Consider the following 25429-nt stretch of genomic DNA (forward strand, 5'->3'; position numbering starts at 1 on the left):
GCACCAGGGCCTCAGAACTCGGTGCCTCAGTACTCGGTGTGGGCGAGGCCTTCGATGGTGCGGTAGGCGTCGAATACGCCCGGCACCTCGCGCAGGGCGGCCAGCAGCTGGTCCAGCAGGATCGGATCGCCCACCTCCACCTCGAACTGCATCACCGCCACCTGGTCGTCGCCGACGAACGTGTCGCAGCTCGCGATCGACAGGTCGTGGCGGCCCGACACCACCTGCACGACGTCGAGCAGCAGCCGGTTGCGGTCGAGGCCGCGCACCTCCAGCGCAGCGGCGAACTCGCCCGCCCAGCTCTCGTCCCACTCCACCTCGACCTGGCGGGCGCCTGATGCCGTCGCCAGCTCGGCCGCGTTGGCGCAGTCGGCTCGATGCACCGAGATGCCGCGCCCGCTGGTCGCGAATCCCAGGATCTCGTCGCCGCGCACCGGGCTGCAGCAGCGTGCCAAGCGCACCAGCGCGTCGTCATGGCCGTCGACATGCACGCCAGCGGAGCGGCGCCGGCGCGAGCCTCGCTGCCGGGCCGGGCGTGCCGGCAGCTGCACCCCGTCACCCTCGCCTCGCAGGTTGCTGACGAGGCGCTTGGCCACCGAGTGAGGCCGCACATCGCCCTTGCCCACCGCTTCGAAGAGCTGGTCGAGATCGGCCCGGCTGAACTGCTCCGCCACGGCGCGCATCTCGTCGCCGTCGATGAGCAACGATGCCTTGAGCCCCTCGGAACGCAGCTCGTCCGAGACCGCTTCCCGACCGGCCGTTTCCCACTCGGACCGGTCGGAACGGGCGAACCAGCGCCGGATGCTGTAGCGGGCCCGCGGTGTGACGGCGATCTCCAGCCAGTCGCGCGACGGCCGCGTCCCGGGATCGTCGGAGGTGAACGCCTCCACTGTGTCGCCCGAGCGCAGCTGCCGGTCGAGCGGCACGAGCCGGCCGTCGATCTTGGCGCCGATAAGCGTGTCGCCGATGTCGGTGTGGATGGCGTACGCAAAGTCGATGGGCGTAGCGCCGGTCGGCAGCGTGACCACGTCGCCTTTGGGCGTGAACACGTACACCTCGCCGTGACCGAGGTCGCTGGCGATGGTGCGCATGAACTCGGCCGGGTCGTCAGACTCGGCCTGCCACTCGACCAGCCGGCTCAGCCAGGGCATGTCCTCCTCGGCGACCGTGCTGCTGTGGCGCTCCGCTTTGCTGCTCTGGCGCTGCGCCTTGCCGCCCTTGCTGCTGGCCTTGTTGCCATTGCCGTTGCGCTCGGCCTTGTAGCGCCAGTGAGCCGCCACGCCGTACTCGGCCCGCTGGTGCATCTCGTCAGTGCGGATCTGCACTTCCACCGCCGTGCCCGACGGGCCGACCACCGTGGTGTGCAGCGACTGGTACAGGTTGAACTTGGGCATCGCGATGTAGTCCTTGAACCGGCCCGTCACCGGCTTCCACGTCGCGTGTATGGAGCCCAGCGCCGCGTACGCATCACGGATCGTCGGCACCACCACCCGGATGCCCACCAGGTCGAAGATCTCGTCGAACGAGCGGTTCTTGATGACCATCTTCTCGTAGACGCTCCAGTGGTGCTTCTTGCGCCCGGTCACCGTGGCCTCGATCTTCATCCGCGACAGCTGCTCGCGGACCTCTGTCAGCACCCGGTCGACGTAGCGCTCCTGCTCGGGAGTGCGCTCGGCGAGCATCCGGTCGATCTCGGCGTAGCGCTTCGGGTACAGCGCCGCGAAGGCCAGGTCTTCCAGCTCGTCGCGTACCTGTTGCATGCCGAGCCGGTTGGCGAGCGGGGCGTAAATGTCGAGCGTCTCGCGGGCCACGTCGGCCTGCTTGGCAGCGCCGAGCGCCCCGAGCGTGCGCATGTTGTGGAGCCGGTCCGACAGCTTGATCATCAGCACGCGAGGGTCGTTCGCGATCGCCACGAGCATCTTGCGCAGGGTCGCGGCCTGCTGTGCCTGCTTGGAGGCGAAGCGGACCCGGTCGAGCTTGGTGACCCCGTCCACGATGGCCGCGACCTCGGGGCCGAAGTCGTCGGCCAGCGCGACCAGCTCGACGCTCGTGTCCTCCACTGCGTCGTGCAGCAGCGCAGCGGCAATCGACGTGTCGTCGAGGCCGAGATCGGCAACCACGCCTGCCACAGCGACCGGATGGGTGATATACGCCTCGCCTGTCTTGCGTCGCTGGCCCTCATGGGCCTGTGCGGCCGCCTCGTACGCACGGATGACCAGCTCGGGCGACTGCTTCGGCCAGCGCTGGCGGTAGCGCTCGACCACCGGCGAGATGTCGGCCGCGACCGTGTTCGCGATGCGCCGCCACGGAAGGACGCGCGACACCGCAGGCATGGCCCTAGCCAAGCTTCTCGCTGAGGTGCTCGGCCGGCGCCGGGCCGAACGCGGAGAGATTCACGCTCCCATTCTGCCGCGCCCTGCCGGTCATCAGGAGCCGGATCTAGCGGCGGCGGCCCTTCTTGCGGGGGCGGGGCGGGGCGCTGCGGGTGTAGCTCTCGGCGGCGAGCGCCTGGGTGGCGGCTTCCATCGAGTCGTGACGGCCGGCGGCGTCGGCCGCAGCCTGGGCGGCGGCCCAGCCGGGCTCGTAGCCCTTCAGCCACGCAACCGTGGGCATCGCCACGAAGATCGAGCTGTACGACCCGACAAGCAGGCCGATCAGCAACGCCGTAGCGAACTCGGCCAGGGTGCCTGCGCCGAGGAATCCGGCGCCCACGACCAGCAGCGACAGCACAGGCAGCACCGAGGTGATCGAGGTGTTCACCGACCGTGTCAGCACCTGATTGAGCGACACGTTCGCGAGCGCGTGGTACGTGAAGTGGCTGCGCGCCGGCAACGACCGCTCGTTGGACTTCACGCGGTCGAACACGACGATCGTGTCGTACAGCGAATAGCCCATGATCGTCAGGAACGCCACCACCGTCGCCGGCGTCACCTCGAACCCGAACAGCGCGTAAGCGCCGACGGTCAGCACGATGTCGTGCCCCACGGCAATCAGCGCGCCAACCGACATCTTCCATTCGAAGCGGAACCACAGGTACAGCGCGATCAGCACGAAGAACACCACGAGCGCCCGGCGCGCCTTGCCGGCAACTTCGTCGCCGAACGACGGGCTGACCTGCCGCGACGACAGGCTCTCCACGTCGACACCGACGGCATCGGCCAGCGCCCCGGCCACCGCTGCGCTGTCGGCATCGGGACCCAGCACACCGCGCACCCGGAAGATGTCGGGCGAGCCGGTGACCACCACGAACTGCACTCGTGCATCAGGCACGCCGGCTGCCGCGGCTGCCGACGCGACGTCGTCGGTCGTCGCACCGTCGGCTGCTGCGCCATCGGAACCGGTCGACGCGTCATCCGCTTCGGCGCCTTGAGATTCCTCGGGCACCGGTATCTCCCACACCGAGCCGCCTTCGAACTCGATGCCGAGATTCAGGCCTCGCACCAGCAGAGCCACAACGCACACGAGCACAGCAATTGCTGAGCCGATGAGCACCTTGCGTGACAGGCGCAGGATGTCCCAGGCGTTCTCGCCTCGGTAGAAGGTGCGCAGCGCTGCAATCACGATGTGCCTCCTGTGGTCGCCGTTGCCGGGGCCACATCGCTGTCGGCTGGCGGCAGCACGCCGAGGCGCCGCGGTTCCTCGTTCACCAGCCGGCGGGCGATGAACACCACCAGCGGCCGCATGAAGAAGTACGAAACCGCCAGGTCGATCAGCGTTGCCAGCCCGAGATACAGGGCAAAGCCGCGGACCGTGCCGCTGGTGAGCTGGTACAGCACGCCCGCGCCGATGAGCGACGCCAGATCGGCCCACACGATGGTCATGAAGGCGCCCTTGAAGCTGGCATCGGCGGCCGAGCGGACCGCCCGGCCGCGGCGCACCTCTTCCTTGATCCGCTCGTAGTAGACGATGTTCGAGTCGACCTGGACGCCGATCGACACGATGATGCCGGTGGTGCCAGCCAGCGTCAGCGCCAAGCCGCGGCTCTCGCCGAGCCAGCTGATGAGCGACCACAGGACCGACCCGCTGATGGCCAGGCTGGCCACCGCCACAATGCCGAGCAGCCGGTAGTACACCAGCATGTATAAGCCCACGAGAATCAATCCGACGATGCCGGCGATCACGCCCGCTCGCAGCGTGCCCTCGCCGAGGGTCGCCGACACCGTGCGCACATCGTCCTGCTCGAACTCCACGGGCAGCGCGCCGAAGCGCAGCGCAACAGCGAGGTCGCGCGCCCCGTCCTCGTCGAACGTGCCCGAGATGACTGCCGTGCCCCCGAACTCGGTGGCCCTGATGACCGGGGCAGACTCCACGACGCCGTCGAGCACGATTGCCACCTGCTGCCCGAAGTAGCGGGCTGCGATCTCGTCGAAGCCGACGGCACCCTCCTCGGTGAGGTCGACGTTGACGACCCACTCGTTGTTGAACGTTGCCGCGGCCTCGGCGACCGCTTCGCCGGTGAGCTCAGCCGGGCCGAGCACGTAACCCACCGGCTCACCACGGCCCGGCAGCAGCACTGCCCAGTCAGCGAGATCATCCTCGGGAGCGGTGAATTCGGGAAACTGCTGAAGACCGATGTCGGAGGGGTCGATTTCCTCAGCCTCGGCATCATCGGCTACGTCGGCGGTCTCTGAAGTGTCATCGGCGACGGCATCTCCGGCCTCAGCTTCGAGTTCTTCCGCTGCCTCCGGGTCGATCAGCTCGAGCAGCTCCTGCGCTGTCATTTCCTGCTCTCCGACCAACTCGTCCCCATCAGCCTCGGAAGCCGACTCGTTGACGGCCTCGGGATGGAGCGACCCGTTGTACGCCTCCGCGAGCTGCTGCGCCCCACTGAAGTCCACCTCGTCAAAGGGGTTGAACGTCAGCAGCACGGGCCGGAACCGCAGCTCCGCTGTCTGTCCCACCAAGTCGACAGCACGCTGCTTGTCTTTGACGCCGGGCAGCTGCACCACCACCTGCTCGCCTTGGCGTGTGATGTCGGGCTCGGCAACGCCGAGAGCATCGACACGCGACCGGATGATCTCGATCGCACGGTCGAGCTGCTCGTCGTCGGCTGGGGCCGTGGGCCGCAGCAGCACCTCCACACCGCCCTGCAGCTGCACGCCCAGCACAGGCGCCCAGCCCGCGGCCAGCACGCCCGCGAGCGAGCCGAACCCGATCAGGATCGCGAGAAGGAGCGAGACGATCTGCGAGCGGCGCACGTCAGACCAATGCGCCGATGCCTGCGCTTCGCATTGCGGCCAGGGTCATTCCGATTCGTCGACGCCGTCCGAGGCGGGCGGATCGTCTGCGCCTCCGCTGCCGGCAGACGTCAGGATCTCGCCGATGGCGCGGCGCTGCACTCGCAGCTCCACGTCGCTGTCCACCTCGATGCAGACCACCTCACCGGGCTCCTCGACCGCCACGATCTTGCCGATGACCCCTCCGACTGTGGCAACCTCGTCGCCGATGTCTGCCGAGCGCAGCATCGCCGCCCGCTCGGCGGCTCGCCTGCGCTGCGGTCGGATCATCACGAAGTACATAAAGCCGATGATGACGACAAGGAAGAGGACAGACTCGAGGTTCATGGTGTGCTCCTTGATGCGGCGGGTGTCACCCCAGCGGAATACGAGCGGCTGCCGGCAAATTGCGCCGTGCGGAAGGTTTCCGAACGCAGCGCGCTGCGTGCAGCGCGCCGCCGATCCGAGGCCGGCACGGCGGGTCAGCGTACCGGGCTGCCCCCGCCGGCAGCGGCTCAGCCCCAGACTTCATTGACCTGCTCTCGGAACCTGTCGAAGCCGCCGGCTTCGATGGCGGCGCGCGCGTCGGCCACCAGGTCGTTGAGGAATGCGATGTTGTGCAGCGTCAGGATGCGGCTGGCCGTCGGCTCGTTCACGCTCATGAGGTGCCGGAGATAGCCGCGGCTGAAACGAGCGCCGGGCCGGGGGCGACCGTCGGCGCGTTCTTCACGAGTGTCGAGCGGTGTGGCGTCGCGGGCGAACCGGACATTGCGAATGTTGATGCGACCCTGGGGCGTGAGCGCAGTGCCGTGACGGCCGAGCCGGCTCGGCAGCACGCAGTCGAACATGTCCACTCCGGCGGCGACGGCGTCGACGATGCGGGCCGGGTCGCCCACGCCCATCAGGTAGCGAGGCCGGCCGGCCGGCAGCACGTCGGTGGCTGCCTGCAGTGCCGGGCCCATCTCGCTGCGCGACTCGCCCACCGACAGCCCGCCGATGCCGTAGCCGTCGAAGCCGATCGACGCCAGCGTCTCCGCGCTGCCGCGCCGGAGGCCGGGATCGATGCCGCCTTGGCAGATGCCGAACAATGCCTGCCCACTGGCGGTCCCGTCCCGGCGTGCGACGTCCATGGCGGCCGCTGCCCTGGCTGCCCAGAGGTGGGTGCGTTCGGTCGCCTCGCGCACCTCGTCGGGAGGTGCGGGCAGTTCGGGGCAGATGTCGAGCGCCATCTGGATGTCCGATCCCAGGCGGCGCTGCGCGTCGACCGCATCTTCGGGTGTCAGCCGCATCTGGGAGCCGTCATAAGTCGAGCGAAAGGTCACCCCTTCGTCGTCCACCTTGGATTTCGCATCGTGAGCGGAACTGTCGCGACCGCTGGGTTCATTCGCGCCGCCGGGACGGCGGCCGGGCTCATTTGCGCCGCCGGGACGGCGGCCGGGCTCATTTGCGCCGCCGGGACGGCGGCCGAGCGACATGATCTGGAAGCCGCCGGAATCGGTGAGGAAGTGGCCGTCCCAGCCGGAGAAGCCGTGCAGCCCGCCGAGCGCTTCCACCACCTCGGTCCCGGGCCGCGCCAGCAGGTGATACGTATTGGCCAGCACGACCTCGAGGCCGAGCTGCTCGTAGTCGGTGGCATCGAGATGGATCACCGCACCGCGGGTTCCCACGGGCATGAACACCGGCGTCTGGAACGTCCCGCGGGCCGTCGTGACCTGTCCCCGTCGAGCTGAGCCGTCAGACGCCAGCTGCTCGAACACCAGCGGGATGTTCGGAACGCTCATCACCGCGGCGTCCGCTGGAGCAGCATTGCATCGCCGAAGGACAGGAAGCGATAACCCTGCGCGAGCGCCGTCTCGTACAGGTCACGCCAGCGCGACCCGATGAACGCGTCGATCAGCAGCAGCAGGGACGAGCGGGGCAGGTGGAAGTTCGTGAGCATGGCGTCCACCAGCAGGAACTCTGCGCCGCGCCGCAGGAACAGGTCAGTCCCGCCACAGACGTCGGCTGTGCTTGCCTGCTCTGCCGCGGCGCCGGTGGTGCCGACATCTTCTGCGGCCTGCGCCGGGCGCTGCTGCTCGCGGGCCGCAGCCTCGAGTGCGCGCACGGTTGTGGTACCCACCGCAACGACGCGCTCGGCAGCAGCACAAGCGGTGAGCGTCTGCGCGGACACCCGGTAGAGCTCGGTGTGCATCTCGTGCTCATCGGCGTGCTCGGCGGTCACCGGTGCGAACGTCGCCAGGCCGACGGTGAGATCCACGGTCGCGATGCCGACGCCGTTCGAGCGCAGCGACGCCAGCACGCGTTCGGTCAGGTGAAGCCCCGCTGTGGGCGCCGCCGCTGAGCCATCCGAGCGGGCGTAGACGGTTTGGTAGCGATCCGCTAGCGCCGCTCGGGCCGCGCCGCCGTCGTCAGCGTCGACGCCCAGGCGCTGGGCGATGGCAGCACGCGCGGTGTCCGGGTCGATGTAGGGCGGCAGCGGCGCTTCGCCCGCGCGTTCGAGAAGCCGCGCCTGCGATACATCGGCAAGCGGCGTCTCGCCGACGAGCACACGCACGGCCCGGCGCTGCCGGTCCAGGCGCTCGCCCACTACCACTCGCACGTCCGGATCCCGCTCGGAGAGCAGCACCGTTCCGTCTGCAATCCGTCGGGAGGGCCGTACGAGCGCCGCCCAGCCCGCCTCACTGCGCTCAGGTGCCGTCGCTGTGCGAGACACCCCCGACGCGGCGTCGCCGGTGCCCGACGGCCGACTCGCGAGCGGTTCGAGCAGCAGCACTTCAGCCGCCCCGCCGGTGCGTTTTCGGAGGGGCAGGCGGGCAGGCATCACCCGCGTCTCGTTGACAACCAGCAGATCCCCTGGGCCGAGCAGGGATGGGAGATCGGTGACGCGACGGTGCTCAGGCGCTCGGCACGGCCCCGCGTCAACCAGCAGCCGGGCCGAGTCACGCGGCTCGGCAGGCACATGCGCGATGGCGGATGGCGGCAGCTCGTAGTCGAATTCGTCCATCGACAGCCGCGGCGTGCTCACCACGCTGTGTCGTCGATCTCCACCGGTGCATCTGCGGGCAGCTCGGTGGCTGGTGGGGCCGGTGGATCCGCTGCTGCGTGCTGCATCCGCTCAGGGGCGCCAGCAGCTTCGTCGGCCGCTGCCCCTGACGCATCGAACAGCGTGATGTCATCGCCGCCACCGGAATTCCCGGCGAGCTCGGCGAGCGGCGGGGCCTCGATGCCGAGGTGTGCATACGCCGCGGCGGTGGCGATGCGGCCCCGCGGTGTGCGTTGCAGCAGTCCGCGCTGGATCAGGAAGGGCTCGTACACGTCCTCCACCGTCTCGGTCTGTTCGCCCACCGTGATCGCCAGGGTGGACAGCCCCAACGGTCGCCCGGCATGAGTGACAGCGAGGGCGTCGAGAATCGCCCTGTCCACCTTGTCGAGGCCGAGCTCGTCGACGCCGAAGGCGGCGAGTCCCTCCTGCGCCACTGCCACGTCGACGGCACCGCTGGCGCGCACCTCGGCAAAGTCGCGCACCCGGCGAAGCAACCGGTTGGCGATCCGCGGTGTGCCCCGGCTGCGTGACGCGATCTCCGCTGCCCCGTCGGCGTCGACGTCCACACCCAGAATCCCGGCCGCGCGAGCCACGATCGCCGTGAGATCGTCCGTCGAGTAGTAGTCGAGGCGCTCGACCAGGCCGAAGCGGTCTCGCAACGGCCCCGAGATCAGCCCGGTGCGGGTGGTGGCGCCGACCAGGGTGAATCGGGGCAGCTCGAATCTGATCGAGCGCGCGGCCGGCCCCTTGCCCAGCACGATGTCGATCGCGAAGTCCTCCATGGCCGGGTACAGCACTTCTTCCACCACCTTGGGCAGGCGGTGGATCTCGTCGATGAACAGCACATCGCCGTCAGCGAGGTTGGTGAGGATTGCCGCGAGGTCGCCGGCCCGCTCCACCGCCGGGCCTGACGTCAAATGCAGAGCCGCGTTCAACTCGGCGGCGATGATGCCGGCCAGCGTCGTCTTGCCCAAGCCCGGCGGGCCGGCGAACAGCAGATGGTCGGGCGTTTGGCCCCGGGCCAGCGCAGCCCGCAGCGTGATGGCCACGTGTTCGCGTACCTCGGGCTGGCCGATGAACTCTTCCAGCGACCGCGGACGCAGCGACGCCTCGGCATCGCTGTCATCGGCCGCCGAGCGGGCCGGGTCGGTGACCTCACTGCGGCCCGGTTCTGACGCCGCGGAATCGTCACGCCGATAGCCCTCGCTGCGGGCTCCCCCCGCGTTCATCGCGGGCCGAGCTCCTGCAGCGCCACTCGCAGCAGCGCGCCGGTGTCGGCATCGCCATCGCGTGCTGCCTCGATCGCGACGGCGGCCATGGCGTCGCGTATCTCGGCCGGAGCGAAGCCCATCTGGCTCAGCGCGGCCCGCACTTCCGCGACTGCAGATCCTGCGCCGTCGCCGGCTGCCGCCACAGCACCAGCGCCGGCAGTCTCGGGCGCGCCGAGCCGTGACTTCAGGTCAAGCACCATCCGCTTGGACGTCTTGGCACCGATGCCGGGCACCAGCTCCAGCGCCGCGGCGTCATCGGCGGCGACGGCGCGCCGCAGCTCGTCGGGCGGCAGGTGCGAGAGCACGGCAAGCGCCAGCGCAGGCCCCACGCCGTGCGCGCTGAGCAGCGCCTCGAAGCAGCGCCGCTCGTCGAGCTCCGCAAAGCCGTACAGATCGGAGGTGTCCTCGCGCACGTGATGGTGGACATACACGAAGCACTCGTCGCCCACCGGCCCGGCGCCGGCCAGCGTTGAGGGCGCCACGATGACGCGGTAACCCACCCCGCCGGCCTCGACCAGCAGCTCGCCGCCGGGATCCTTGTCGAGCAGGCGCCCGCGCACTGAGCCGATCACGGCGGGGACGTTGCTGCGCCAGAAGCGGGCTGCAGCACGCGCGCCCGAACGTGCGGCGCCGCCCTGCCCCAAGTCGCCTGGGACAGGTGGCACAGCGCGACCGCAGCCGCATCGGCAGCGTCGGCCGGTTCAGGCGGCCCCGGAAGCGCGAGCAGCTCGGCGACCATGCGCTTCATCTGGTCCTTGTCGGCGCCGCCCCAGCCCGCAACGGCCTGCTTGACCTGGGTCGGTGTGTACTCCACCACCTCCAACCCGGCGGCGGCCGCAACCGCCATCGCGAGGCCGGCTACTTGCGCCACGCCAATCGCCGTGCGCGCGTTTGCCTGGAAGAAGACTCGCTCCACGGCCACCACCGAGGGCTGGAATTCGGAGATGAGTGCCTGCAGCTCGTGCATCTGCGTGGCCAGACGCGCTGCGTGCGGCTCTGCTGGATCGGTGCGTATGACGCCCAGCGCCACGGCCTCGTTGCGGGAACGCTGCGTTCCAGAGCCGGAAATCTGCTCCAACACGCCGTACCCACAGCGGGACAGTCCGGGGTCGATCCCCAATACGAACATCAGTACGAACCGTAGCCTTTGGCACCGTACGAGCCGGGTATGCGTGACACCGCTCCGCCCTAGCTGGCGATTGCCTCCAGCAGCGAATCGCTGATGTCGAAGTTGGCATACACGCCTTGCACATCATCGTGATCGTCGAGCGCGTCGAGCACCGCCATGACCTGCTTGGCCTCCGACACGCTGGTCAACTCGATCAGGTTCTGCGGCGCATAGGTCAGGTCGGCCGAGGTCACCGCGATGCCCGCTGCCTCAATGGCCTCACGCACCGCCATCGTGTCGCCGGCGGCGGCGGTGACCCGCCAGGTCTCGCCCTCCTGCTCGACGTCCTCTGCACCGGCATCCAGCGCTACGAGGATCAGCTCATCTTCGTCGGGCACCGTGCCTCCGGCCGCGGCACTGTCGGGCACCGGCTCCACCGCCGGCACCACCACCACGCCTTTGCGCTCGAACTGCCACGCCACCGCGCCCGGCTCGGCCAGCGACCCGCCGGCACGCGTGAACAGGCTGCGTATCTCCGAGCCGGTGCGGTTGCGGTTGTCTGTGAGGGTGTCGACGAACATGGCCACGCCACCCGGTGCGTAGCCCTCGTAGGTGACCTGCTCGTACGACACGCCCTCGAGCTCGCCAGTGCCTCGCTTGATGGCCCGCTCGATGGTGTCCAGCGGCACCGAGTTGTCTCGCGCCTTCTGATACATGGTCCGCAGCGTCGCGTTGGCGTCCAGGTCGCCGCCGCCCTCGCGGGCGGCTACCTCGACCTGGCGGATCAGCTTGGCGAACAGCTTCCCTCGCGCCTTGTCGGCAGCGCCCTTGCGGTGCTTGATCGTCGCCCACTTGGAATGACCGGACACAGACCCCCTCCCGAACGACTCGTGCCAAATGGCTGTGCAGCCGCGACAGTCTGCCCCGCTCGGCCGCTCAGCGGGCCATGGATGCGTCGACCATGTCCAGGAAGATCTGGTGAATGCGGTCGTCCGCCGTCAACTCCGGGTGGAAGCTCGACACCAGGATCGGTCCCGACCGGCACAGCACAGGGACCGATGATCGAACGCCGTCGGTCGACGAGTTTGACGCGGGCCTGATCTCTGCGAGCACCTCGACGCTGTCGCCTGCGCGCTCCACCCACGGTGCTCGAATGAACACCGCCTTGAAGGGTTCATCGAGGCCGTCGGTGGTGAGCTCCGCCTCGAAGCTGGCGACTTGACGGCCGAATGCATTGCGACGCACCGAGATGTCGATGGCGCCGAAGCAGCGTTGATCCGGACGGCCGTCGAGCACATCGACAGCGAGCAGGATCATGCCCGCGCAGGTGCCGAACGCCGGCATGCCGCCGGCCAGGCGTTCAGACAGCTCATCGAACAGCCCGCTCGTGCGGAGCAGGTGCGACATCGTGGTCGATTCCCCGCCCGGGAGCGCCACAGCATCGACGCCGTCGAGATCTGCAGGCACTCGAACTTCGACTGCTCTGGCCCCGGCGCGCCTGAAGGCGGCAACATGCTCGGCTGCAGCTCCCTGCAGCGCTACAACACCGATCAGCGGCTGGCTGTCGCTCGCGGTGGCGCTCTTCCGCGCCGGCATTATTTTCCGCTCTTGTTCCCGATTACCCATGCGATTGGGCTCACGGGCCGCTCGGGCCACGGCTTCGCCATTCGGCTCAGCCTCCTACCAGCCGCGGTCGGCGAGCTTGGTTTCGAGGCCTTCCATCTCAAGACCCGGCATGGCGCTGCCGAGACCTCGGCTGACCTTGGCCACCACCGATGGATCGCGGTAGTGGGTGGTGGCCTCGACGATCGCCTCGGCCCTCGGCCCAGGGTCTTCGCTCTTGAAGATGCCCGAGCCCACGAACACTGCCTCGGCGCCGAGTTGCATCACCAGTGATGCGTCGGCCGGTGTCGCGATGCCGCCGGCGCAGAACAGGGGCACCGGCAGGCGTCCGGTCTCGGCGATCTCCTGCACCAGGCCGAGCGGCGACTGCAGCTGCTTCGCCCAGTCGAACAGCTCGGCGGCATCGGCCTGGGTGATCTTGCGGATGTCGCCTGTGATGGCCCTCAGGTGACGCACGGCCTCGACGATGTTGCCGGTGCCGGCCTCGCCCTTGGAGCGAATCATGCAGGCACCCTCAGAGATACGCCGCAGCGCCTCGCCGAGGTTCGTGGCGCCGCAGACGAACGGGACGGTGAACGCCCACTTGTCGATGTGATGCGCCTCGTCCGCAGGGGTCAGCACCTCGGATTCGTCGATGTAATCGACATCGAGGGATTCCAGCACCTGGGCCTCGCCGAAGTGGCCGATCCGGGCCTTGGCCATGACCGGAATCGTCACGGCTGCCTGGATGCCTTCGATCATCGCCGGATCGCTCATGCGGGCCACACCGCCGTCACGGCGAATGTCAGCCGGCACGCGTTCGAGCGCCATGACAGCAACCGCCCCGGCGTCCTCCGCAATCTTGGCCTGCTCGGGCGTGACGACATCCATGATGACGCCGCCCCGGAGCATGTCGGCAAGCCCGCGCTTGACTCGCACCGTTCCGACCAGATGAGACGCTCCGTCACCTGAATTCATGCGCTCAGTGTAGGGAACGGCCCCAGTGCTGCCCCAGAGGTGCTGGTCAGAATTCGCGCAGTACGGCAACTCGTGTCTCGAGGTCGGCCCGGTAGTCAGGCAGGCTGTCCGGAGCAATGCTGGAATCGGCCCTCGGATCAGCCAGCCACAGCGGCCAGGTCACCCGCGGTGCATCCGTGCGAACGCCAGCTGCCGACATCGTCTCGAGCGCATCGGCGAGACCGGGCGGGTAGCGGGTCAGTCGTACGGCTTCGGCATCGTCGTCGAAATCGCTGCCGGTGCTGGCCTCGCGCTCGGTGCGAGCCTGCACCAGTGGCCACAGCGCCGGCCACAGCAGCGCCGGAAGCCCCACCGTGGTCACGGCCGTGGTCAGGTAGGCAGCCCGACCGTCACGAATCTGCGTGAGCAACCGCGCCACGACGGCCTCCAGCTCGATGCGATTCAACGCGTCGAGCAAGCCCTGGGTGACCACGAGGGTGGAGCGATCTGGCCGCCGGCCGAACACCGTCGCGTTCGCGGCCGACCTCGGAGCGACAGCGAGCGCTGGCACCGGAACGCCCACGAGCAGGCAGACTCCGTTGACGACGTTCTCCAGGCGGGGCTGGCTGCCCGCGTCGCTCGGCCCCAAGCCGGCCCCGACGAGCGCGCGGTGCAAGCGCCGCTCCCCCACCGCCAGCTCGACGGCTGCGAGCGCGCACGCCGCCGGAAGCGCGATCGGCAGCGCCCACCAACCGACCCCGGTGAACAGCGCCACCAGCACGCCGACGATCGCCGCCGCAGCCAGATGCACAGCCCAGAACTCCGCCAGCAGCTTGTCGGCTCGACCGCGATAGATGGCGAACAGCGGGTCCACCCGCAGCATTCAACCGGCCCCGCTCACCCGCACCACGCCGATGTGTCGCGTACGTTGACGATCACGCTCGCCGAGCCACCAGTTCGCTGGCAGCTCAGCCTTGGGCGGAGGCGCGTTGGGCGATGGCGCGCTCGTACATGTCGGCGTAGATGTCTGCCAAGCGGGCCATCGAGAATTGCTCGGCGCGCTGACGGCCCGCTGCGACCAGATCGGCCGCCCGGTCGGGACGCGTGAGCACGCCGATGAGCGCCTTCGCGAGCGCCTTCGAGTCGCCGGGGGCCACGAGCACGGCTTCGTCGCCGACGCCGACGACGTTGCGATAACCGGGCAGGTCGCTCGCGACCACCGGCGTGCGCGCCGCCATCGCCTCCAGCAGCACCACGCCGAAACTCTCGCCATGCAGCGAAGGCACGCACAGCACGTCAGCGCCTTTGATGCGCGCCAGCTTCTCGGCCTCGCTGACCCGGCCCAGCCATTCGATGCGCGTGTCGCGCTGGTACTTGCGCTGCAACTCCTCGGTCTGCGGGCCGCGCGACATCACCCACAGCCGGACGCCTTCGGGCAGCCGTGACATGGCCTCAAGCAGCACCGTGAGGCCCTTGCGCGGCTCGTGGCGACCGATGTAGGCAATGGTGGGCGCTTCGTTGCGCTTAGGAACCGCTTCGTCGAAGTGGTCGAGCTCGACGCCGTTGAAGACGAGTTCGTAATCGCCGCCGACGCCGTTGCGCGCCATCTCGGCGGCATCAGCCGAGACTGCGGCCCGAATGTCGATCCGAGACGCCAGCCACCGCGTTCCCGGCACGAGATAGGCGAGGCTGCCGCCCGCTGCATGCCACGTGCCCACAATCGGCGCAGAGCGCAGGAACAGCGCCGTCTGCGTGGGCCCGGGACACAGCGGTTCATGCAGGTGCAGAACGTCGAACTCCTCATCGCGCAGTGCCCGCACGGTCCGCAGCGTGCAAGCGAAGTCGGGCGCGATCGGGGCGACCGACCCGTTCGCGAACGTGGGGATGCTTGCGCCGAGCGGCGTCACGCCGGTCTGGGGCGGAGCGCCGTCACAGGGCGCTAGCACCCTGGTGTCGTGACCGTTCGCGGCCAGCGCACGGGCCAGACCCAGCACCTGCACCTGGACGCCGCCGGCGCTGGTCAGGCTATACGGCGAGATGATCCCGATTCTCACTCAGCCGTTCCTCACTGTCGAAGGGGCGGTTGCATCAGATGGGCGCATCAGATCGGGCGAACATCGCCGACGATCTACGCGGGAATACTCACTGTCGGACGCGACGCTAGGCGCGGCACAGACGCCGCAACAAGCCCGATCGAGGCTCGCTGCTATGGCGCCTCGGCCGCGTCGCTGGCGCCGGCGGCTCGATCTGACGGCCAGTTGGGGCCGAAGAGGTGCCACTGGTGCGGTTCTGCGGCAATCAGCGTGACCAGCTCGTCGGCGAGCCGCTGCGTGACGGCGGCCACATCGTCGCGCAGGCGGCCGTGCCGCGAGACATCGATGGGCGGCCGAACCGTACCCAGGTGCCTGCCGCGGGGGCGGAAGTACACCGCGGTCGGCAGCAGCGCGGCGCCTGATCGCAACGCCAGCATTGCCGGACCCGCCGGCAGGGTCGTTCGCTCATCTCCGAAGTTCACCTCGATGCCGTCGCTGGTGAGGTCACGGTCGCACAGCAGGCAGACGATCTCGTTGCGTCGCAGCGCGCCGAGCACCTCGCGTCCGGCGTTCGGCCCCAGCGGCACCACTCGCATGCCCAGTCGTTCGCGGAAGTCGGCGAACCACTCGAACAGCTCCGGCGGGCTGAGCGGTTCCACCACCACGGTGATCGGCAGTCGATTGACCGTCGCCATCCAGAACCCGGCCCACTCCCAACCGCCCAAGTGCGGGAGGGCCAAGATGACGCCGTTGCCACGTTCGAGGGCTTGCTCCACGTGGTGATAGGCCGGCACGTCGATGCCCCGGTCCAAGGTGAGCTCGCTCAGCGCGGGCAAGCGAAACGATTCGAGCCAGTAGCGGGCATAGGAGCTGAACGCAGCCGCTGTGGCCCGGTGAAGGCTGCCTGCGGAGTCGGCGGCCGACTCGGGGGCCGATGCCGGCGGGGTCGATGCTCGGCCGGTCTCTGGGTTCCCGGCACGGTCAGCGACCCAGCGCTGCGCGCGGGCCTGATGCCGCCGGACCATGGCTGCTTTGGCAGGCATCAGCCGGGCGAGTACCGGTCCGGCCAGCTCGGCCACGTGCTCGGTGAGCCACAGCGGAGCCAGCCGGGCTGCTGATGCCCCTGCTTGGTACCCCAGCACTATGGCCCTGTCCCGCCCTCCCAGGCGGCGAGCCCTGTCCCGCCCTCGCAGGCGGCGAGCGAGGTCTCGCACGCCCCCGCGAAGTGGCACTGCATTCACTGCGACATGCGTGCGCTGGCCTGACGCCACACCTTCACGAAGCGCATCACTGCGGTGACCACAGACAGCGCCAGCAGCACCCAGAGCAGCGGAATGAGCAGCACCTCAAACGCGACTGCCACGGCCAGCACCACGGTCCGCTCGGCACGCTCCATCAGCCCGCCCTTGGCCTCGAAGCCCAACAACTCGGCCTTGGCTCGCTCGTAGGAAATCACTGCGCTGACGCCGAGCACCGCCATCGGCAGCACCGCCCACTGCGCGCCGTGCTCGCCGGCGAGATACCACGCGATGCCGCCGAGCAGCAGGCCGTCGGTGACCCGGTCAGCCGTCGAGTCGAAGAAGGCGCCCCGGCTCGACGAGGTTCCCCGGGCGGCTGCCACCGGCCCGTCAAGGAGGTCAGCAAGCGCCGTGGCCACGAGCAGCACAGTGCCCAGCACGAGCCGGCCGGTGCCGATGGCGACAGCGCTTGCAGCGGCCATCACCAGCCCGAAGGCCGTCAGCATGTTGGCACTGAGGCGCATCGCGGCGAGACCCCGCCCGATCGGTGCGGTGACGCTGTCGACGCCCGTGCGGAACTTGCCGTCGAACACCGTCAGGCCCCGTCGCCGGGTGCCGTCGTCACGCTTGTCTCGGCATCGCGCTCATGGTCGCCGGCAGCGGCCTCATCGTCATCGGCGGCATCAGGGGCTGCGGCCGTTTCTATCCACGTCTCGGGATTGTCTTCGACCCACTTCTCCAGCACAGCACCGTTCAGAGCGTCCACCAGCACCAAACCCCGCTGCTCTGGCGGATCCTCGGCCGAATAGACGAGTACCCGCCATGTCGGGCGGCTCATCCAGCCGCGCCAGCCGAGCTGGGCACTGGCGTGGCCCACAGCGAATCCCACGTCAGCAACGGCGGCTACCAGCGCCTCGTTCTCGTTGACCGCGAACCGGCGTCCAGCGGCGAACTGGTAGATCCCGGCGAGAGCGAGCAGCACACCGCCCGTGACCACCCCGGTGTTGAGCAGCACCGCATCGCTGCCCAAGGAGAGTGCTGCCGTGGCAGCCCAGACACCCACTGCAAAACACAGTGCGCCGGTGATCTTGCGCCGCGAATTGTCGGGGAACTTGTACGCGCCGACAAATCCTCGGTCCAGATCCTCCGGAAGCTCGTCGCGTACCTCGCCAAGTTCGTCTGGCTCGGCCATCGCGGCCAACGCTACCGGCGCTCTGAGACCGGTCCTGCTGCGCTCTCGCCAGCGCAGCGAAATGGAGAGCAGTCGACTGCAACCCGGAACGTAGGGTGCCGGAGCGACTGGCCCGCTGGCTCTGCCAAGCGACACAGCGGGCCGGTCCTCCTATCCAAAAGCCTAGAGCGCCACGCCCAGCAGGGCCGCTGCGTCGCTGACCGGCTCGCCGTCATCGGCGGCAGCGTCGATTTCGGCGAGGGCACCCGGTGTGTCGAGATCATCGTCGAGACGTGCTCGCACCCGTGCCAGCGCACCGTCGCCGCGGCCCGCGGCCCGCCAGCGTTCGAGACGGCGGGCTGCGTCGGCAACCAGCTCGGGGGACCAGTCCCAATCTGCCCGGTAGTGCGCGCCCAGCAGCGCCAAACGCACCGCCATGGGCTCCCAGCGCTCCCGCAGGTCAGCCACGAACGCCAGGTTGCCCGCCGACTTGGACATCTTGGCGCCGTGGTGCCGCACCATCGACGTGTGCATCCAGTGGCGCACGAACGGCCGCCCGGTTGCCGCCTCCGATTGCGCCCGCGAGCACTCGTGATGCGGGAATACCAGGTCGCTGCCCCCTCCGTGTACATCAACCGTTTCGCCGAGATGCTCCAGCGCCAGAGCCGAGCACTCCACGTGCCATCCCGGCCGGCCGAGGCCCCACGCGGAAGACCATTCGGGCTCGCCAGGCGCCGAACGCTGCCAGAGCACGAAATCGAGCGGGTTGCGCTTGTCGGGGTCGTCGGGCCGGCCGCCACGGCTGCGCGCCAGCTCCACCATCTCGGCGGCATCGAGGCCGCTCAGCTCGCCGAAGCTCTGTGCGGCCGACACGTCGAAGTACACGTTCTCGCTCGTGCGATAGGCGTGGCCGCTGCGTAGCAGCCGTCCGATCAGTCGCCGGATATCAGTGATCGCCGATGTCGCCCGGGGCTCGGCGTCAGCGGACAGCAGGCCCAGCGCCGCCATGTCCGCGTCGAATGCGGCGAGCGACCCCGCCGCCAAGTCCAGGTAGTGCACGCCCATTGCGCGCGCCCGTGACAGCAGGTCGTCGTCGACATCGGTGATGTTGCGCACACAGCGGGTGTGGCATCCCTGATCTCGCAATCGGCGTTGGAGCACGTCATAGGCCAGGAACGTGGCAGCGTGACCGACATGGGTGGCGTCATAGGGCGTGATGCCGCACACGTACATCCGCACGGTGCTCCCCGGCTGTGCGTCGAGCGGCACGACAGCTCGGCGCTGGGTTTCGTACAGCTTCATCCAGCTTCATCGCCCTGCTTGCAGAGCCCGGCTCATCGGATCAGCCAGGCCGGATCAGTCGGGGACGGTCTCAGCGGCCGGTTGGACGACGTCGGCACCGCTCGGCCCACCGCCCAGCACGCTGATCGGCACGTGATCCAGTCCAACGAGCCGGAGTGCGACACGGGTGCGGTACCGGGTGTTGAGCTGCATCAGCACAGCAGTGAACGCTTCGATGGCGGTGGCGTTGGACAGGTTGCCGCAGTCGAGCGCTCGTGCGCCGGGCATGCGGTCCACGATCTCGGCGATGTGCCAGGTGGCCTCGCGATGGTCGCTGCAGATGAGGATGTCGCCGTGCACCGGCTCGTCGAGATTGCCGAGCTCGGTCGCGGGCACGTGCTGGAGGGCTGCAGCAACCCGCGACTCAGGCAGGGTGGCCTGCACCGACGCAGCCACGGAGCCTCTCGGCGGGATGAGCGGCACGAACTCGTCGTCGACGCGGGCCAGCGCGTTGGACATGGTTGCCACCACCTTGCCGCGCAGGTGCTCGGCCACGTCCCGTGCCGTGATGGCCGCCGCATCCCAGGGCGTTGCGATCACGACCGTGGGCTCGGCTGCGGCGAGGCTGTTGGCGCCGGGATGGATGCGCAGGTGACGGTCGGGCCACCGATCCACGATGTTGTCCACCACCTCCATCGACCGGTACTTCGAACGCGAGCCCAGCGTGATCTCGCAGCCGATGTCGGCCAGCCGGGCTGCCAATGCGGCGCCCGCGGGCCCGGTGCCGCCGATGATGCCGATCCGGGTGGGCTCGGCACTGCTCAAGGGACTCGCTGCTGCGACCCCGTCAGCGGACCCGTTGGGGGTTGCATCTGTTGCCACGGCGCTCACGGTACGGCCGGGCGCGCCCCGCAGCAATGTGACCGGCCGGCGTCTCGCCCGGCGGCTCGGCCTCGGCGCACCGGACCACGTGCACTCCCGCCGGCGGCGGCACCCAAGTGGCGCGCAGCGCAGCGGTAGCGTCCGGCGAAGAACGGTGCTGCACACGGCAGCGCCCAGACACCCAGCGGAGGCGAGAGCGTGGCGGGCAGCGGAATCGTGGAAGGCAAGAAGTTCCTCATCACCGGCGTGCTCACCGACGCCTCGCTGGCGTTCAACGTGGCCCGCCTGGCGCAGGAGCACGGCGCCGAGGTGGTGCTCACCGGCGCCGGCAGGGGCATCCGGCTTACCGAGCGAGCGGCCCGGCGGCTGCCCGACCCGCCCGATGTGCTGCCGTGCGATGTCACCCTGCCCGACGAGATCGAGGCTGTGCGAGCCGATCTGGAGCGGCGCTGGGGCCGACTGGACGGTCTGCTGCATGCCATTGGTTTCGCGCCGGCGAGCTGCCTGGGAGGCAATTTCCTCCACGCCCCCTGGGAGGATGTCGCCACGGCGCTGAACATCTCCGCCTACAGCCTCGCCTCGCTGACGTCGCCGATGGCGCCGTTGCTGGCGGAAGCGAAGGGCTCAGTGGTCGGGCTCACCTTCGATGCCAGCGTGGCGTGGCCGGTCTACGACTGGATGGGCGTGGCCAAGGCGGCTTTCGAATCAGCGGCGCGCTATCTGGCCAAGTCGCTCGGACCGCAGGGCATCCGGGTGAACCTGATCTCGGCGGGACCCATCCGCACCATGGCTGCCAAGTCGATCCCCGGTTTCGCCGAATTCGAAGACGCATGGACCGAACGGGCGCCGCTGGGCTGGGACATCACCGACAGCGAGGCTGTGGCCCGCAGCACCCTCGCACTGATGTCGGACTGGTTCGGCGGCACCACCGGCGAGATAGTGCACGTCGACGGCGGCTACCACGCCATGGGCGCCTGACGCTGCGCTCTCACGTGCGCCCGAAACGACGTTCATTGCCGCATTTCGTGGCCGGTCTTTGCTACCAATGAAATGCAGCAAGAGAGCACGAAATTAAATTTCGTGCGTTTCAGCGACAACGCCGTAGGGTGAGAAGAGCCGGTCACCCACCTAGCGAGTGACCGGCTGGCCCCGGTAGCTCAAATGGAAAGAGCGTTGTCCAGCCAAGGCAATGGTTACGGGTTCGAGTCCCGTCCGGGGCGCATCCTTCTCGTCGATCCACACGGTTGCGGGGACCGAGCCCCACTCTAACCCCACCCGCGTGCAGCGGCCATCGAATTGCACGGCCGCTGTCTGAGGAGTGCTGACTAGCCGAGCCGGGTCAGGGTTTCGTGCTTGCCCAGGAATTCCAGCAGGCTGCCTGCGCGCGGACCGATCTCCGAACCGAAGATCACCTTGTACAGCGCTTCGAAGACGACCGGCGCATCGGTGCTCGGCTCTATCCCGACATCTCGGGCCGAATCGAAGACGGCGTCCTGAATGTCCCGGGCCTCCCATGCGGGCAGCTCGTTCAGGCGCTGAGCGAACCTCTCAAGGAAGTCGCGTTGGCGCTCGTCCAGTTTGCTGCGCTGCTCCGCTGCCTCGGTGTAGTCGAGCAATCTGAACTTGTCAGCGAGATCGGGACGGACGCGAGCGAATTCTCTCGCTGTCTTCTCCTTACGAGCGAGCCAATCAGCATCTGCTTCCGGCAATTCGCCGTGACGCGAGTTCGCATAGCCAAAAAGATCCATATGCGGCTGCTGGGTGACACTCAGCACGACATCGAATCGAGTGTCAATGGTCGGCGCGGTCAGAGCTGAACCGCGTGCCTGAGCTTGCGCGACGAGGAAGTCCTGCTGTTGTTTCTCGTTGGCGGTGCCGTCGACCACGGATCGCCAGAGCCGCTCGTACTCGACAAATGCCTTGGTGAGGCTGGGCACATCGAGGTCGAAGTTGATGGAGCGCCGTGGCTGGGTCCGCAGCACGAGATAGCGCAGCAGCTCGGGCGGCAGCATCTCGACCAGCTCTGACGAGGTCATGCCGATACCCCGCGACGAACTCATCTTGGCCCCGCCGAGCGTGAAGAACTCGTATGGCACCGCCACTGGCACCGGGCACTGGAGCACTTGGCGGGCGAGCGCGGACGACACCTCGTGCGAACCGCTGGCAGCCATGTGGTCCTTGCCGGCGCCCTCAATCGAGACGCCGAAGAGCTTCCACTTGGCGGCCCACTCCAGCTTCCACGGCAGCTTGCCGTTGCCGCCGAACGGGCTGATGCGGCCGCGGTGCCCGCAGCCCTCGGCCCAGGTCACCAAGTCGGGCCTGCACTCGTACGCCACGGTCTCGCCGTCGTAGTCGGAGGCGTAGGTGGTGCCGATGCGCCCGCACCGCTCGCAGATCGGCTGGAACGGCAGCCAGTCGTCGGAACGCTCGGCCCCGCTGAGCCTGAGGTAGATCTGCCGCACGTCGACCGCAGCCCGCAGGAATGTGTCGATGACGCCGTCGAGCCGGCCGGATCGGTAGATGTCGCTCATGCGGTAGAACTCGACCTCCACGCCGAGCGTGTCGAACGGCCCCGCCGCCGCCACTGGCGAGCCAGCGGAATCGGACGGAATGCGAGCAGTATCGAACCACTTTCCGGTGAACTCGCCGAAGTACGCCTCGGCCATCGAAGCGCCTCGAAGACCCTCGGGCGCCGGGGCCGCCCACAGCGGCTTGCCGAGGTGCTCCACGAACTGCTCGCCGGTCCCGTGCGGGATCTCGTCGACCGCGTCCATGTCGTCGCAGCCGTACATGAACGTCGCGTCCAAACCGCGCTCCCGGGCCACCCGGGCCAAGGCGTCGTGGATCAGCACGCCGCGCAGTGAACCGACGTGCGCACGGCCGCTGGGGGTCTTGGAATCGTTGATCACGACCTGCGGGGAGCAGCCGTCGAGCGCTTTGTCGATCCAAGTCATGATGTGGGGCCCTCGGCCGCACCGGGCCTCGCAACGAGCGGCGAGGCCTAACCAGCAGGGCCTAGTCAGAAGGGAGTGTGCCACTCCCAAGCCCGCCAGTCGTGGCGGATTGCTCGTCGACGCTGGCGTCAGGATCGCCGATCAGACTGCGCAGCAAATCGTCCAGCGCAACGACCCCGAGCGTGCGCCCCTGAGTGTCGGCGACGACGGCGAGGTGAATGCGCGCTCGCTGCATGCGGCGCAGCGCCTCATCCAGCGCCACGTCAGGGCCGAACTGCAGCATCCGGCGCACGAGGCCACGGCCCCCGGGCTGGGTCGCGGCGACCACCCGGTCGGCCTCGGCCAGATCCGCGGCGCCACGCTCGGCGAACGCTGCCAGATCGTTGCTGTGCAGCATTCCCCGCACATCGTCGGGGCCACTGCCCAGCACGACCAGCCGCGAGCGGCCCGTCCGGGCGAACTGCTGCTCGACCGTGGCGATCCCATCTGCGAGGCGCACTGCCGCGACTTGCCCTGCAGGCGCCATGATCTCGCTGAGGGTGGTCGCTTCGAAGCGCATCGCCCGTTCGAGCAGGGCCACGTCGGTGGATGCGATGTGGCCCTCAGCCAGCGAGTCGCGCGCCATGAGCGTCAGCTCAGCAGGGGTCGCCACATCGGCCAGTTCCGAGGTCGGCTCGACACGCAGCATGCGGGTCATGCCATTCGCCACCCATTGCAGCGCCCGGGCGATGGGGCGGGCGACGTACAGGTACGCGGCCATGGGCCGAGCCAGCACGAGCAGGGTGCGCTCGGGCCCGATGAGCGCCAGGTTCTTGGGCACCATCTCGCCGAACACCATGTGCAATACGGTCACGATGCCCAACCCGATGCCGAAGCCGATGGTGTGCAGCACAGCGTCGGGGATCTCGACGATGCCGTGCACGGCCCGCTCGATGAGCCTGGCGATGGCCGGCTCGGTCAGGCGGCCGACCGCCAGCGAGCACAGGGTGATGCCCAACTGCGCTCCTCCGAGCGTGGTCAGCACATCGGACTGCATGCGCTGCGCTGCCAGGGCCGATCGCTTGCCCGTCACTGCGGCGCCGTCCACCACAGCGCGCTTCGCGCCGATGAGGCCGAACTCGATGGCGACGAAGGCGCCGTTGAACACGATGAGCACCAAACCCACCGCTATGGCCAGCGTGGTCATGATGCGTCGCCCCCCGCATCAACGTCGCCTTCTTCGGTCACCTCAGGAGGCCTGATGCGCACTTCGGCCACACGAAGCCCATCGGTTTGCGTGACCTCGAGCCGCCAGCCATTCCACGTAGCGGTTGCTCCCACGGAGGGGATCTCGCCCAGGCGTTCCAGCACGAAGCCAGCCAGCGTCTCGTAGGGCCCTGGCGGCACGGTCAGGCCTGTGGCCTCCTCCACCTCGTCGAGCGTGGCCGTGCCGGCGAGCGTCACCGGCTGGCCCGGCCGGCGGAAGGTCAGCACAGCGGGCTCGTCGAACTCATCGGCGATGTCACCCACGAGTTCCTCGGCGATGTCCTCGCGGGTCAGAATCCCAGCGGTGCCGCCGTGCTCGTCGACCACCACGCACAGCCGGCAGTCCGACGCCGCCATATCAGCGAGGACGCCATCGAGTTTGCGACTCTCGGCCACCGCTACGACGGGCCGCATGATCGACTCCACGAGCGTGCCGTCACGCTCGGCGGCGTCGATACTGAACACATCGCGGACTTCGGCGATGCCGAGCACGTCGTCAGAGCTTGCACCGAGAACCGGGAACCGTGAATGCCCGCTGATGCGCGCCAGCTCCACCAGCTCCCCAAGCGTCGCTGCCGCGCTCACGGCTGATATCGAGGTGCGCGGCGTCAGCGCATCGGCAGCGTCCTTGCGACCCAGGCGCAGCGTCCGCACCAACAGATCGGCCTGGGCGTCGCTGAGCGTCCTGCGGCGCGACGAGCGCACCACATATTCCAGCTCGTCGCGGGTACGCACGATGCGGAGCTCCTCGGTCGGCTCGAGACCGAGCCCGCGCACCGTGGCATTGGCGATGCCGTTGAACAGCAGCGTGAGGGGCGCAGCGATGGTGCCGTAGAGGCGCAGCAGCGGTGCCAGCGCGAGCGAGGTTCCCAGCGGCCGCGAAACGGCCAGGTTCTTCGGGAGCAGCTCACCGAACACCATCTGAAAAACTGCGGCGAGCGCGATCGCCACCACAGCAACGACCCCGGCCGATGCCAGCGAGGAACCCCAACCGCCCAGCGCCCATTCGATCAGCCGGCCGACGGTGTCTTCAGCGATGATGCCGAGCACCAGCGACGTGAGCGTGATGCCGAGCTGGGCACCGGCGAGATGGAAGTTGAGCCGCCGCAGCAGCGACCGTACGCCGCGGGCTCGTAGCTGACCTTGGCCGGCCAGAACGTCGACCTGCGAGGTGTCCACGGCGAGCAAGCAGAACTCGCCTGCCACGTACACGCCATTCAAGACGATGAGCGCGACGACAATCCCAAGTCCTGCGATGAGTCCCAGCGTCATGCCGGTGCCGTGCACCCCCGAGCGCCCCAGTAGCCGCGTTTACGGTACCGGGAAGCACCGGCGAGAGGCGAAGCCGTGGCCCGAGCGGCCCGTGAGCGCAGCGAACAAGAGCGGGCAGCAGCAGCCAGCGCGACCAGAAGGTACGCCAGTCCGCGC

At 68.8% G+C, this 25429-nt stretch carries 22 protein-coding genes, 1 tRNA gene and 1 pseudogene; 2 read left to right on the plus strand and 22 right to left on the minus strand.

All coding sequences use genetic code 11. The features are described 5' to 3' along the window. Positions 1 to 26 precede the first annotated feature (26 nt). From ACOGI8_RS11630 to npdG, 19 genes and pseudogenes are all read right to left on the minus strand, one after another. Positions 27 to 2333, minus strand: coding sequence for a RelA/SpoT family protein (locus ACOGI8_RS11630; protein WP_419853965.1), 2307 nt, complete (start codon positions 2331 to 2333; stop codon positions 27 to 29). Positions 2334 to 2439: 106 nt separating this feature from the next. Beyond that, on the minus strand, positions 2440 to 3561 hold the full coding sequence (secF, locus tag ACOGI8_RS11635; protein WP_419853966.1) for a protein translocase subunit SecF: 1122 nt from the start codon (positions 3559 to 3561) through the stop codon (positions 2440 to 2442). Then, positions 3558 to 5198 (minus strand): protein translocase subunit SecD, encoded by a 1641-nt coding sequence (gene secD / locus ACOGI8_RS11640; RefSeq protein WP_419853967.1) that lies wholly within the window; start codon positions 5196 to 5198, stop codon positions 3558 to 3560. The genes secF and secD overlap by 4 nt, the downstream gene beginning before the upstream one ends. A 45-nt stretch (positions 5199 to 5243) precedes the next feature. Beyond that, positions 5244 to 5564, minus strand: a complete 321-nt coding sequence (yajC, locus tag ACOGI8_RS11645) for a preprotein translocase subunit YajC (protein ID WP_419853968.1) — start codon at positions 5562 to 5564, stop codon at positions 5244 to 5246. Positions 5565 to 5731: 167 nt separating this feature from the next. Beyond that, the gene (gene tgt / locus ACOGI8_RS11650; protein WP_419853969.1) at positions 5732 to 6997 is read right to left on the minus strand and encodes a tRNA guanosine(34) transglycosylase Tgt; all 1266 of its coding nucleotides are present in this window, start codon (positions 6995 to 6997) and stop codon (positions 5732 to 5734) included. Beyond that, the gene (locus tag ACOGI8_RS11655) at positions 6997 to 8241 is read right to left on the minus strand and encodes an S-adenosylmethionine:tRNA ribosyltransferase-isomerase (RefSeq protein ID WP_419853970.1); all 1245 of its coding nucleotides are present in this window, start codon (positions 8239 to 8241) and stop codon (positions 6997 to 6999) included. Before ACOGI8_RS11655 ends, tgt begins: the two co-directional genes overlap by 1 nt. Positions 8242 to 8429: 188 nt before the next feature. After that, a pseudogene (ruvB, locus tag ACOGI8_RS11660) lies at positions 8430 to 9488 on the minus strand (Holliday junction branch migration DNA helicase RuvB); the annotation flags it as partial. Continuing rightward, entirely contained in the window at positions 9485 to 10102 is a 618-nt protein-coding gene (gene ruvA / locus ACOGI8_RS11665) for a Holliday junction branch migration protein RuvA (RefSeq protein WP_419853971.1), read from the minus strand. The gene ruvA and the pseudogene ruvB, both read right to left, overlap by 4 nt. Continuing rightward, the gene (ruvC, locus tag ACOGI8_RS11670) at positions 10099 to 10659 is read right to left on the minus strand and encodes a crossover junction endodeoxyribonuclease RuvC (RefSeq protein ID WP_419853972.1); all 561 of its coding nucleotides are present in this window, start codon (positions 10657 to 10659) and stop codon (positions 10099 to 10101) included. The genes ruvA and ruvC overlap by 4 nt, the downstream gene beginning before the upstream one ends. Positions 10660 to 10718: 59 nt before the next feature. Next, positions 10719 to 11507 carry a YebC/PmpR family DNA-binding transcriptional regulator gene (locus tag ACOGI8_RS11675; protein WP_419853973.1) on the minus strand — a complete coding sequence of 263 codons (789 nt, stop codon included), beginning with the start codon at positions 11505 to 11507 and terminating at the stop codon, positions 10719 to 10721. A 67-nt stretch (positions 11508 to 11574) separates the two neighbouring features. Continuing rightward, positions 11575 to 12234, minus strand: a complete 660-nt coding sequence (pdxT, locus tag ACOGI8_RS11680) for a pyridoxal 5'-phosphate synthase glutaminase subunit PdxT (RefSeq protein WP_419853974.1) — start codon at positions 12232 to 12234, stop codon at positions 11575 to 11577. 84 nt (positions 12235 to 12318) lie between these two features. After that, the gene (gene pdxS, locus ACOGI8_RS11685; RefSeq protein WP_419853975.1) at positions 12319 to 13218 is read right to left on the minus strand and encodes a pyridoxal 5'-phosphate synthase lyase subunit PdxS; all 900 of its coding nucleotides are present in this window, start codon (positions 13216 to 13218) and stop codon (positions 12319 to 12321) included. Positions 13219 to 13264: 46 nt separating this feature from the next. Next, on the minus strand, positions 13265 to 14080 hold the full coding sequence (locus ACOGI8_RS11690) for a hypothetical protein (RefSeq protein ID WP_419853976.1): 816 nt from the start codon (positions 14078 to 14080) through the stop codon (positions 13265 to 13267). A gap of 85 nt (positions 14081 to 14165) precedes the next feature. Further along, a complete protein-coding gene (locus ACOGI8_RS11695; protein WP_419853977.1) occupies positions 14166 to 15251 on the minus strand; it encodes a glycosyltransferase family 4 protein in 1086 nt (361 codons plus the stop codon). 152 nt (positions 15252 to 15403) lie between these two features. Beyond that, a complete protein-coding gene (locus ACOGI8_RS11700; protein WP_419853978.1) occupies positions 15404 to 16372 on the minus strand; it encodes a phosphatidylinositol mannoside acyltransferase in 969 nt (322 codons plus the stop codon). A 95-nt stretch (positions 16373 to 16467) separates the two neighbouring features. Beyond that, on the minus strand, positions 16468 to 17061 hold the full coding sequence (locus tag ACOGI8_RS11705) for a CDP-alcohol phosphatidyltransferase family protein (protein ID WP_419853979.1): 594 nt from the start codon (positions 17059 to 17061) through the stop codon (positions 16468 to 16470). 2 nt (positions 17062 to 17063) lie between these two features. Then, positions 17064 to 17660: a hypothetical protein gene (locus ACOGI8_RS11710; RefSeq protein WP_419853980.1), complete on the minus strand. Its 597-nt coding sequence runs from the start codon at positions 17658 to 17660 to the stop codon at positions 17064 to 17066. Between the two features lie 162 nt (positions 17661 to 17822). Further along, positions 17823 to 18941 carry a cysteine--tRNA ligase gene (locus ACOGI8_RS11715; protein ID WP_419853981.1) on the minus strand — a complete coding sequence of 373 codons (1119 nt, stop codon included), beginning with the start codon at positions 18939 to 18941 and terminating at the stop codon, positions 17823 to 17825. Between the two features lie 54 nt (positions 18942 to 18995). After that, positions 18996 to 19802 (minus strand): NADPH-dependent F420 reductase, encoded by an 807-nt coding sequence (gene npdG, locus ACOGI8_RS11720; protein WP_419853982.1) that lies wholly within the window; start codon positions 19800 to 19802, stop codon positions 18996 to 18998. Positions 19803 to 20000: 198 nt separating this feature from the next. On the opposite strand from npdG, the gene fabI reads away from it, so the two are divergent. Further along, positions 20001 to 20780 carry an enoyl-ACP reductase FabI gene (gene fabI, locus ACOGI8_RS11725; RefSeq protein WP_419853983.1) on the plus strand — a complete coding sequence of 260 codons (780 nt, stop codon included), beginning with the start codon at positions 20001 to 20003 and terminating at the stop codon, positions 20778 to 20780. A 168-nt stretch (positions 20781 to 20948) separates the two neighbouring features. After that, positions 20949 to 21022, plus strand: a tRNA-Gly gene (locus ACOGI8_RS11730). Positions 21023 to 21127: 105 nt separating this feature from the next. Here the strand turns inward: ACOGI8_RS11730 and lysS are convergent. From lysS to ACOGI8_RS11745, 3 genes are all read right to left on the minus strand, one after another. Beyond that, positions 21128 to 22756, minus strand: coding sequence for a lysine--tRNA ligase (gene lysS / locus ACOGI8_RS11735; RefSeq protein WP_419853984.1), 1629 nt, complete (start codon positions 22754 to 22756; stop codon positions 21128 to 21130). A gap of 61 nt (positions 22757 to 22817) precedes the next feature. Next, positions 22818 to 23942, minus strand: a complete 1125-nt coding sequence (locus ACOGI8_RS11740) for a hemolysin family protein (protein WP_419853985.1) — start codon at positions 23940 to 23942, stop codon at positions 22818 to 22820. Next, positions 23939 to 25273, minus strand: coding sequence for a hemolysin family protein (locus ACOGI8_RS11745; RefSeq protein WP_419853986.1), 1335 nt, complete (start codon positions 25271 to 25273; stop codon positions 23939 to 23941). Before ACOGI8_RS11745 ends, ACOGI8_RS11740 begins: the two co-directional genes overlap by 4 nt. Positions 25274 to 25429: the final 156 nt, after the last annotated feature.

This window comes from Candidatus Poriferisodalis sp. (assembly GCF_965204195.1).
Taxonomy (GTDB): Bacteria; Actinomycetota; Acidimicrobiia; order Acidimicrobiales; family Poriferisodalaceae; genus Poriferisodalis.

Excerpts from the sequence above, each read along its gene's own strand:
- yajC (WP_419853968.1), bottom strand. The coding sequence starts at position 5,564 with ATGAACCTCGAGTCTGTCCTCTTCCTTGTCGTCATCATCGGCTTTATG.
- ACOGI8_RS11710 (WP_419853980.1), bottom strand. The coding sequence starts at position 17,660 with ATGGCCGAGCCAGACGAACTTGGCGAGGTACGCGACGAGCTTCCGGAG.
- ACOGI8_RS11715 (WP_419853981.1), bottom strand. The coding sequence starts at position 18,941 with ATGAAGCTGTACGAAACCCAGCGCCGAGCTGTCGTGCCGCTCGACGCA.
- tgt (WP_419853969.1), bottom strand. The coding sequence starts at position 6,997 with ATGAGCGTTCCGAACATCCCGCTGGTGTTCGAGCAGCTGGCGTCTGAC.
- lysS (WP_419853984.1), bottom strand. The coding sequence starts at position 22,756 with ATGACTTGGATCGACAAAGCGCTCGACGGCTGCTCCCCGCAGGTCGTG.
- ACOGI8_RS11745 (WP_419853986.1), bottom strand. The coding sequence starts at position 25,273 with ATGACGCTGGGACTCATCGCAGGACTTGGGATTGTCGTCGCGCTCATC.
- ACOGI8_RS11630 (WP_419853965.1), bottom strand. The coding sequence starts at position 2,333 with ATGCCTGCGGTGTCGCGCGTCCTTCCGTGGCGGCGCATCGCGAACACG.
- pdxT (WP_419853974.1), bottom strand. The coding sequence starts at position 12,234 with ATGCCGGCGCGGAAGAGCGCCACCGCGAGCGACAGCCAGCCGCTGATC.
- ACOGI8_RS11690 (WP_419853976.1), bottom strand. The coding sequence starts at position 14,080 with ATGCTGCGGGTGGACCCGCTGTTCGCCATCTATCGCGGTCGAGCCGAC.
- ACOGI8_RS11740 (WP_419853985.1), bottom strand. The coding sequence starts at position 23,942 with ATGACCACGCTGGCCATAGCGGTGGGTTTGGTGCTCATCGTGTTCAAC.
- pdxS (WP_419853975.1), bottom strand. The coding sequence starts at position 13,218 with ATGAATTCAGGTGACGGAGCGTCTCATCTGGTCGGAACGGTGCGAGTC.
- ruvC (WP_419853972.1), bottom strand. The coding sequence starts at position 10,659 with ATGTTCGTATTGGGGATCGACCCCGGACTGTCCCGCTGTGGGTACGGC.